We start from the raw sequence: 8,538 nt of genomic DNA, 5'->3' as shown, positions 1-8,538 counted from the left end.
GTAGTAATCGGCAAACCCTTTAAGGATGACGAGAATATCAGCTATGTCGATAATGATAACTTTAAGGCAGGCAAAGAAGTTACCGAGCATTTAATCCAGCTTGGCCATGACAAGATAGGCTTTATCGGTGGTAACCTTGATTTAGTCGTTACTGTGGAACGATTGTTAGGTTATGAAAAAGCTTTGAGGAATTCTGGAATATCTCTTATTGATGAGTATATCGTCAATGACGAGTTCCTGAGGGAAAGCGGGCAGGATGCTGTTAAGGTATTGCTGTCGCTAGAGAAGCCGCCAACCGCGATGGTCGTTGCTGATGATTTGATGGCACTGGGAGTATTGAATAAATTAGATGAATTGGGCATTTCTGTCCCTGATGATATTTCGATTGTCAGTTTCAACAATGTATTGATAGCCGAAATGGCTCGTCCGCCGTTAACATCGGTAGATATCAATATTTTTGACCTTGGATATCAGGCTACCAAAAGCCTGATTCAAAAGATTGAAAACCCAGGTGAACCGATAAAAAGGATAATCGTTCCTTTTAAAATCGTACCAAGATTTTCATGCGGCCAGCCTAAAGATAATAAACAAATCATGGCGTAAAAAGAAAAGCAAAGCAGCGATGCTTTGCTTTTCCTTTTACCATATCACTTTACCCGTTTACAATCGTTCCGCCGTTAACATGGATCGTTTGACCGCTCACATAAGTGGAGTCATCACTTGCCAGATATACGTATGCAGGTGCAAGTTCGTATGGCTGGCCAGCGCGTCCCATCGGAGCATTCGTCCCAAATTTAGCGACTTCCTCCGCTGAGAACGTGGAGGGAATTAGCGGCGTCCAGATTGGTCCAGGTGCAACACTGTTAACACGGATGCCCTGAGAGGCGAGTGACATGGCAAGGGAACGAGTAAAGGTTACGATTGCCCCTTTAGTCGCAGAGTAGTCAATTAACGTCTCATGGCCTTTATAAGCCGTTATGGATGATGTATTTATGATGGTGCTTCCTTTTTGAAGGTTAGGGAGTACAGCCTTAGTTAAATAAAACATCGAGAAAATATTCGTCTGGAATGTTTTCTCAAGCTGCGCTGCCGAGATGTCTAACAGGCTTTTCTGCGGGTGCTGCTCAGCAGCATTATTGACAAGGATGTCAATCTTCCCGAATTCATCGATTGTTTTCTTTGCAGCCTGATTGCAGAATGATTCATCTCCCACATCACCAGCAATCAGCAGGCATTTTCGGCCTTCTGCTTCAATTAGCTCCTTTGTCGTTTGTGCGTCATTATTCTCCTCAAGATACACGATGGCCACATCGGCACCTTCCTTGGCAAAGTAAATCGCTACAGATTTCCCGATTCCGCTGTCGCCCCCCGTGATTAAGGCTACTTTGTCCGTTAATTTTCCTGAACCCTTATAATTGTCATCAACCGATTTTGGTTCTGGTTTCATTTCCGGTTCAGTGCCCGGCTGATGGTCCTGATGCTGTGGCGGGAAGCCTTGTTGGTTATTTTCTTTTGGCATAATTACATTCACTCCTGACTTTTAGTTTCAACACTTATTAAATTCCTTTAAAATCCAGAGAAAAAACATGGAAATTAATTCATTAGAGAATGAGTGGGATTCAATCAGGCATTTTTTTTGCCATCACGGAGAGGAAAGGTTATACCACACAGCTACGAGGAGGCTCGGTGAAAGTCCTCCGGAAAGCAAGCGAAGCGCCTTGAGCGGAAATCAACAGTTAAGGTTAATAGAACCTAAACAAAAACAGCAGCTCCATCAATGGAGCTGCTGCAGTAATATATTATCTTTTAAATACTGAATAAGTCTTGTAACCACCTGTCAGGTTCTTAACCTTGAAGCCATTTTGCTGCAGGATACGAGATGCAAGGTATCCTCTTAATCCAACCTGGCAAGTGATCAGAATCGTTTCATCCTTTGGAAGCTCGTCAAGGCGGCTGCGAAGATCATCAAGCGGAATATTCTTTGATCCTTCGATTTTTCCCGATGCATGTTCTTTTTCAGTTCGAACGTCGATCATGATTGCACCGTCCTTGATTAAATCATCAACCTCATAATGCTGGACAGTTTCAATTGTGCCATCCACGATATTGGATGCTACATAGCCAGCCATGTTCACTGGGTCTTTAGCAGAAGAGAATGGCGGTGCATATGCAAGCTCAAGCTCTTGAAGATCATACACACTCAAACCGCCCTTGATGGCAGTTGCGATAACATCGATACGCTTATCTATTCCATCTTTACCAACTGCCTGTGCACCATAGATTTTGCCAGTTTCTTTGTCAAAAATGACTTTAAGAGACATTTGCTCGGCACCTGGATAGTATCCAGCGTGTGACATTGGGTGGATATGAACAGCCTCATACGGAATACCAAGTCTTCTCAATAGCTTTTCACTGTTACCAGTTGTAGCAGCGGTCAATTCGAAAACCTTAACAATGGAAGTACCAAGCGTACCAGGGTAGGCAATCTTTCGTCCATTGATATGGTGACCGACTATATGAGCCTGGCGGTTAGCCGGCCATGCAAGCGGGATCATGGTTGGCTGACCATTGATAAAGTCAGTGACTTCGATTGCGTCACCCATTGCATAAATAGATTCGTCTGAAGTCTGAAGGTATTCGTTCACCTTGATACCTCCGCGCTCTCCAACTGCCAGGCCAGCTTCAATTGCTAGGGTGTTTTCCGGACGAACACCAATTGACAGGATAATAAGTTCTGCATCAAGCACCATGCCGCTTTCAAGGACAACCTTAGTGCCTTGCTCCTTAACATCAGTGATACCGTCGCCTAGTATCAACTCAACGCCATTCTTTCTTAATTCGTCTTCGACTATCGCTGCCATTTCTGGATCCACTGGTCCCATTACCTGTGGCAGTTTTTCAACAAGAGTAACATTCACGCCTGCATGAACAAGGTTCTCTGCCATTTCTAATCCGATGAAGCCTCCACCGATGACAACCGCGTTCTGTGGATTTCTTTCCTCAAGATATTTCTTGATTTTATCCATATCTGGAATGTTACGTAATGTGAATACATTATCACTCTTCAGGCCTTCGATTGGAGGAACGATTGGTTTTGCACCTGGTGATAAAACAAGGACATCATAGCTTTCAGTGTATTCCGCACCAGTTTGAACATGCTTCACTGAAACCGTCTTTTCTTCACGGTTAATAGAGATAACTTCAGAAAAATTACGGATATCCAAATTGTAACGTGCATTCATTCCTTCGACTGTCTGAAGCAATAATTTATTTCTATCTTCTATCACACCGCTTATATGGTATGGAAGACCGCAGTTAGCAAAGGAAATGAATTCTCCTCTTTCGAATAAAACGATTTCTGCTTGCTCATCTAATCTTCTAAGTTTAGTTGCTGTGGTTGCTCCACCTGCTACGCCGCCAATAATTACGATTTTTTTACCCATTTTATTGTCATCCTTTCGGTTAAAAAATTTATATTTTATACCCCTACTGGTATGTTAACTCGAGAAAAGCAGAAAACCAATAGTGCTTTGTGAAGGATTTGTGAAAGTTTTAACTGGATAAAGATTAAAAGCAGACAAATGTCACACAGAGCTATATATTTTAATACTAACTTGTAATTAAGAGGAAATTGTCCAGAGTTTGTGAAAGAATGATGAAGTTTTAAGTGTAAGGCTATGTTAAAGGTTATGGTTGATTTTGAAGCGCTGTTGATTGGAGTGGAAAATGGCGCCTCGAGCGGAGATCAACAGTCTTGTTTAACACAGCAAAGGATAAAGACTAAATAAAAACAGCGGACACTGTAATTGTCCGCTGCGGTTTTCATCATATTTAGTTTTATCATTCACCTTAACGATAATTCACGAATTGCACGTCAACAGTTAGATCAGCTTCTCTGACTGCAGCAATGATTTTCTGCAAGTCGTCACGATTTTTCCCAGTTACGCGAACCTGGTCATCTTGTACCTGGCTCTTTACCTTTACTCCACTATTTTTAATGATCGTGTTAATCTTCTTCGCGTTTTCTTTGTCGATTCCCTGGACAAGCTTTGCTTTTTGGCGGACAGTTCCCCCTGAAGCACGTTCAACTTTTCCATAATCAAGATTCTTCACTGGAATCCCGCGCTTAATCATTTTGCTGAATAGAACATCCTTTAACTGGTCAAGCTTAAATTCATCATCGGAAACAAGCACAAGCTCTTCCTTATCCAGAGAAATATCGCTTTTACTTCCTTTAAAATCATAACGAGTCTGTATTTCCTTCATTGCAATAGTGATCGCATTGGTGACTTCAGTCATTTCAACTTTGGATACAATATCAAACGAGCTTTCTTTAGACATGATTACCTCCAGAAAAACATTTTAATTATGTCTCCATTATAGTAAAATATAGCAGTTCAAACAACTTTGCGTAAATTAAGGTATACTTGTTTAAAAAGTTTAATGATAAAAGATACTTCGAACATAAGTAAATCTCAGCAACCGTGAGAGATTAATATCAATAAACATTCTAATGAAAAAATTAAATGCAGGAGGAAATATATGTCCTTGAATGATTATACAGGCCAGACATTGGAGCTGACTGTGGCAAGAATTGCTGAATATGGTTACTTTTTAACCGATGGGGAAGAAGATGTGCTTCTCCACTCCAATGATACGGATCAAACATTTGAAGAAGGTGATGAAGTAGAAGTCTTTCTTTTTGTTGACTCAAGAGGAAGGCTTACCGCAACTACCACTATACCAAAGGTTTCCGTAGGAACTTACGATTGGGTGCCGGTTATAGATGTAAAAGACGGTATTGGAGTTTTCCTTGATATCGGTATCAGCAAAGATATTTTGCTTGGCGAGGAAGATTTACCAGTTGTAAAATCGGTTTGGCCGCAAAAAGGGGACTTGCTCTATATCACCCTTCGTGTGAACCGAAACAACATGATTTACGCACGTATGGCTACAGATCCTGTAATTCAGGATATTTCTATCAAAGCAACTAGGAGCGATTTTAATAAGAACGTCCATGGTTATATTTACCGTACTGCCAGGGTTGGAAGCTGGATTATTACCGCAGAAGGCTTCAAGGGTTTCATCCATGAATCACAGCGCAGGACAGAGCCGCGCATCGGCGAAAAGGTAGAGGGAAGGATCATCGATGTAAAAGAGGATGGCTCAGTCAATATCTCATTGCAGCCTCGCAAGCAAGAAGCGCTAGATGAAGATTCCCGAAAAATCATGGACTATCTAGAGCTGCGAAATGGCGCGATGCCATACCATGATAAAAGCATGGCTGAAGACATTCAGGAACGCTTTGGGATGAGCAAAGGCTCTTTCAAACGGGCGCTTGGAAGGCTTATGAAGGAAGAAAAGATCTATCAGGAAGATAATTGGACATATAAAAAACAAAAATAGAGCCGGACTGGCTCTATTTTTTTGATTCTTAAATATGGTCTGTTTTCTTAGAGTATTCGTTCTTACCGGCTTTGCGGTTCTTTTCACGCATCATATTCTTTTCATGGCGAAGGGCGTTGTTGTCCTTCGCTTTTTTATCGTTATCGGAAGTATGCGGCATACATAAAAACTCCTTTCAAATTTAGGATTCATTTTATTTTTCCTAAAACCTGAAAGGAGTATGTAAGATTATGATTGCTGTTTATTTAAAAAGAAAATGGCTAGGGTACCTGGTCCCGTGTGTGAGCCTACTGCCGCTCCAATAGAAGTAATCACAACATCTTTAGGGTTCAATTCCTGAATAATCATATCTTTCATTTCTGCTGCTGTTTCCTCGTCATCGGCATTGCTTATTCCTACAATCTGGCTTTCAAAGCCTTCACCACGTTCTTTCATCAGCTCAACGATTCTTCGATGCAATTTCTTTTTTCCGCGGAGCTTTTCGATTGGAACAAGTTTCCCGTCTTCTACATTCAACAATGGTTTGATGTTGAGAAGTCCGCCAATAAAGGCAGAGGCTTTCGAAACTCGTCCACCCTTTGCAAGATGGTCAAGGTCATCAACGGAAAATAAATGCTCCATATGCTGGCTGCGGAAATGGACATCCTTCAAGATGTCTTCCTTCGAATAATTCTCGTTCGCCATCCTTGCTGCTTCCATAACCAAAAGACCTTGTCCGAGCGACGCACATTTTGAATCAATGATTGTTAAATTGAGGTCTGGATATTCTTCCTTCACCTGCTCAGCAATCATTACAGCTGTCTGGTATGTTCCTGATAGTTCAGAAGAGAATGCTATGTATATACCTTCTTGTTTATTTTTAGCTAATTCAGTAAACACTTCTTTAAAACCTGCAGGGGAAGCCTGTGAGGTTTTAGGAAGATTGCCAGCACGAATGGCATCGTACACTTGTTTAGGCTGAATTGTTTTAAGGTCCTCATATTCAGTTCCATCAATTTGGACCTTTAAAGGAAATAGTATGACCCCATTTTCTTCATAAAAATGGTATGGCAAATCACATGCACTGTCAGCCATGATTTTTACTGACATAAACCTTTCACCTGCTTTCAACCTCAATATGATAATAGTTTATCGGTAATATCACAAAAAGACAATTAAATGTAGTGATTTTCGGCAAAATAGGGGTAGAGGAATAATAGAAATAATAAAGGGGGATTTACATGGTCTGGATGGAAACGAAAAAAATCATCATCGTAGTGATTGGTGCATTGCTTAATGCGATGTCACTAAACTTTTTCTTAATCCCGGCAAATGTTTATGCAAGCGGCTTTACAGGAATTGCGCAGCTGGTATCAAGCATTCTGGGTGAATATGCACCGTTTAATATTTCGACAGGAGTTCTTCTCTTGCTCTTGAATATACCAGTGACCATCCTCGGATGGATGAAAGTAGGGAAATCGTTTACGCTCTATAGTTTTATTTCTGTGGTCCTTTCCTCCTTTTTCCTGGAAGTTCTTCCGGTAAAAGAAGTTTCAACAGATATTTTACTGAACGCGGTGTTTGGAGGAGTCATTGCAGCTCTTGGTGTAGGTCTGACGCTGAAATGGGGAGCATCCACAGGTGGAATGGACATCATTGCGATGGTACTCTCACGAATGAATGACCGCCCGGTTGGTACATATTTCTTTACGTTAAACGGCATCATTATATTGACCGCAGGATATATTTTTGGCTGGGAAAATGCACTTTATACTCTCGTTGCCTTGTATGTTTCAACCCGTGTAATTGATGCGATCCATACTCGCCATGAAAAACTTACAGCCATGATCATTACGAAAAAATCAGATGAATTAAAGAAAGCCATTCACGATAAATTAGTACGAGGCATCACATTACTGCCTGCTAAAGGAGCCTTTTCAGGCGAGCAAAAAGAAATGCTTATTATCGTCATAACCAGATATGAGATGTACGACCTTGAGAGAATCATCAAGGATGTCGATCCGCAAGCCTTTACGAATATTGTCCAGACGACGGGGATATTCGGGTTTTTCAGAAGGGAGTAACTTTAGAAAAGGAGTGTAAGTGAATGAGGAAAATCAGCTTGCTTATCATTTTGCTTTTGATTGCCGTGGCGCCAGTATTTGCCATTGGAGAGGAAAAACAAGCAGGGAAACAGAGTGATTTTAGTTTTTTTATTGACCCAGTGTCTGGACCGGAAATGGCAGAGTTTGAATTGTTTTTAAGGAATGATGGAAACGAGCCAATTTCGTTCGAGTTTCCTACATCTCAGAAATATGAAATCACAGTAGTCGATGAAAACAAGAAAAAGGTGTATCAATACTCAGATGGAAAAGCCTTTGCCCAGGCATTTGAAACATTGACTCTAAAGCCGCAACAAAGCATCAAATGGAAAGAGACCTGGGATTATACAACGGATGGGGCAAGAGTAAAAGAAGGCGACTATACCGTCGGAGCAAAACTGAAAGCGGTCAGTCTAGACGGCAGGCCAATATCCGACCAAAGCTTGATTACGGATACAAAAACTATGTATGTTCCTGGAGAAAATCCAGTATTCAAGGGAGTGGGAGCAGAAGGCAGTAAGGGGAATTATAAGATAACCGGAGAAGCCAGACCAACGAGCGGTAAGTTTTACTACACTGTGGAGGATGGACATAATGAACTGATTAGGGAGGCTGAAATCGTTACAGATTCAAAATATCCACAATGGAAGCCATTTGTAATCGATGTGTCCATCTCTGTAGATCACCTGCCTCAAAATGGTTCCGTCATTTTAAATCTTTATGAGCGAAGCGGTGATGGTACGATCATTCATACTTATCCTGTCTTGTTGGAGAGATTCAACAACAATAATTAGTAGGCCAATAGAACACCGGGTGGGCAGGTGGGAGAAACGTCTTAATAATGACATTTGAGAGAACTCATTGTTTCTGTTTTAGGTGATCAATAGCCTGTGTTGGTGACGTTTTTTCATTTTGCACATTTCGGTAACCATGAGGCTTTATTGTTTATCGAGGTAACCAAGAGGCTATATTGGTACCCGCTTTTTCCAATATTTAGGTATTTAAGGTATCTAAGAAGTTATATTGGTGCTCTCTTTTTCCAATATTTAGG

Annotated in this window: 9 protein-coding genes; 4 read left to right on the top strand and 5 right to left on the bottom strand. The window is 41.1% G+C overall.

Translation table 11 applies throughout. The features are described 5' to 3' along the window. The coding region (locus WB217_RS18845) for a substrate-binding domain-containing protein (protein WP_423994867.1) at positions 1 to 603 on the top strand (603 nt) is incomplete at its 5' end. A 49-nt stretch (positions 604 to 652) separates the two neighbouring features. On the opposite strand, the gene WB217_RS18840 is transcribed toward WB217_RS18845, so the two are convergent. The 3 genes from WB217_RS18840 to WB217_RS18830 all read right to left on the bottom strand — a co-directional run bounded on the left by WB217_RS18840 (position 653) and on the right by WB217_RS18830 (position 4,341). Then, entirely contained in the window at positions 653 to 1,519 is an 867-nt protein-coding gene (locus WB217_RS18840) for an SDR family oxidoreductase (RefSeq protein ID WP_423994866.1), read from the bottom strand. 280 nt (positions 1,520 to 1,799) lie between these two features. Beyond that, positions 1,800 to 3,443: a CoA-disulfide reductase gene (locus WB217_RS18835; protein WP_423994865.1), complete on the bottom strand. Its 1,644-nt coding sequence runs from the start codon at positions 3,441 to 3,443 to the stop codon at positions 1,800 to 1,802. A 406-nt stretch (positions 3,444 to 3,849) separates the two neighbouring features. Then, positions 3,850 to 4,341: a YajQ family cyclic di-GMP-binding protein gene (locus WB217_RS18830; protein WP_423994864.1), complete on the bottom strand. Its 492-nt coding sequence runs from the start codon at positions 4,339 to 4,341 to the stop codon at positions 3,850 to 3,852. Between the two features lie 201 nt (positions 4,342 to 4,542). Here WB217_RS18830 and WB217_RS18825 point away from each other — a divergent pair, with 201 nt between their 5' ends. Continuing rightward, positions 4,543 to 5,406 (top strand): CvfB family protein, encoded by an 864-nt coding sequence (locus tag WB217_RS18825; RefSeq protein ID WP_423994863.1) that lies wholly within the window; start codon positions 4,543 to 4,545, stop codon positions 5,404 to 5,406. A gap of 28 nt (positions 5,407 to 5,434) precedes the next feature. On the opposite strand, the gene WB217_RS18820 is transcribed toward WB217_RS18825, so the two are convergent. Further along, positions 5,435 to 5,566, bottom strand: coding sequence for a DUF3941 domain-containing protein (locus WB217_RS18820; protein WP_207498922.1), 132 nt, complete (start codon positions 5,564 to 5,566; stop codon positions 5,435 to 5,437). A 68-nt stretch (positions 5,567 to 5,634) separates the two neighbouring features. Continuing rightward, a complete protein-coding gene (locus WB217_RS18815; RefSeq protein ID WP_423994862.1) occupies positions 5,635 to 6,495 on the bottom strand; it encodes a DegV family protein in 861 nt (286 codons plus the stop codon). 131 nt (positions 6,496 to 6,626) lie between these two features. Between WB217_RS18815 and WB217_RS18810 the strand changes: the two genes are divergently transcribed. Next, entirely contained in the window at positions 6,627 to 7,469 is an 843-nt protein-coding gene (locus WB217_RS18810) for a YitT family protein (RefSeq protein ID WP_335430030.1), read from the top strand. 23 nt (positions 7,470 to 7,492) lie between these two features. Further along, positions 7,493 to 8,281 carry a BsuPI-related putative proteinase inhibitor gene (locus WB217_RS18805; RefSeq protein ID WP_423994861.1) on the top strand — a complete coding sequence of 263 codons (789 nt, stop codon included), beginning with the start codon at positions 7,493 to 7,495 and terminating at the stop codon, positions 8,279 to 8,281. Positions 8,282 to 8,538: the final 257 nt, after the last annotated feature.

It is taken from the genome of Mesobacillus sp., from assembly GCF_049588175.1.
Lineage (GTDB): Bacteria > Bacillota > Bacilli > Bacillales > Cytobacillaceae > Mesobacillus.
Note: the sequence above shows the minus strand (reverse complement) of the source record. Positions and strands in the feature narration are given on the sequence as shown.

Bases quoted from the DNA above. Each gene is read 5' to 3' on its own strand.
- WB217_RS18840 (WP_423994866.1), bottom strand. From the start codon at position 1,519: ATGCCAAAAGAAAATAACCAACAAGGCTTCCCGCCACAGCATCAGGAC.
- WB217_RS18815 (WP_423994862.1), bottom strand. From the start codon at position 6,495: ATGTCAGTAAAAATCATGGCTGACAGTGCATGTGATTTGCCATACCAT.
- WB217_RS18825 (WP_423994863.1), top strand. From the start codon at position 4,543: ATGTCCTTGAATGATTATACAGGCCAGACATTGGAGCTGACTGTGGCA.
- WB217_RS18810 (WP_335430030.1), top strand. From the start codon at position 6,627: ATGGTCTGGATGGAAACGAAAAAAATCATCATCGTAGTGATTGGTGCA.
- WB217_RS18805 (WP_423994861.1), top strand. From the start codon at position 7,493: ATGAGGAAAATCAGCTTGCTTATCATTTTGCTTTTGATTGCCGTGGCG.
- WB217_RS18820 (WP_207498922.1), bottom strand. From the start codon at position 5,566: ATGCCGCATACTTCCGATAACGATAAAAAAGCGAAGGACAACAACGCC.
- WB217_RS18830 (WP_423994864.1), bottom strand. From the start codon at position 4,341: ATGTCTAAAGAAAGCTCGTTTGATATTGTATCCAAAGTTGAAATGACT.
- WB217_RS18835 (WP_423994865.1), bottom strand. From the start codon at position 3,443: ATGGGTAAAAAAATCGTAATTATTGGCGGCGTAGCAGGTGGAGCAACC.